Annotated in this window: 1 protein-coding gene; it reads left to right on the top strand. The window is 43.9% G+C overall.

The window, feature by feature from the left end; translation table 11 throughout:
- On the top strand, positions 1-239 hold a 239-nt coding region (locus HBA93_RS23310), incomplete at both ends, for a hypothetical protein (protein WP_221724803.1).

Below are 239 nucleotides of genomic sequence, written 5' to 3'. Positions count from 1 at the left end.
AGGACTTTTTTTGATTGAATGGGTAACACGCGATTACTCAAAATCATGCGACGAATTGGTATTTCCAATCGTACAACTATCAAAAGACAATGCACCAACCCAAGGCAATGCCCTCATTATCGACGTCGTTGAGGTGAAAGAGCACTCTAATAACAACGGCGCATTAGAGTGCTCAGGTCTAGGCATTCTGTCAAATGGCCTTAAGCAGCAAATTCGGTTCCGCCAGCATCAGGAATATG

The organism is Ochrobactrum sp. SFR4, assembly GCF_019730395.1.
GTDB lineage: Bacteria > Pseudomonadota > Alphaproteobacteria > Rhizobiales > Rhizobiaceae > Pseudochrobactrum.
The sequence above is the reverse complement of the archived record's forward strand: the minus strand, read 5'-3'. Positions and strand labels throughout refer to the sequence as shown.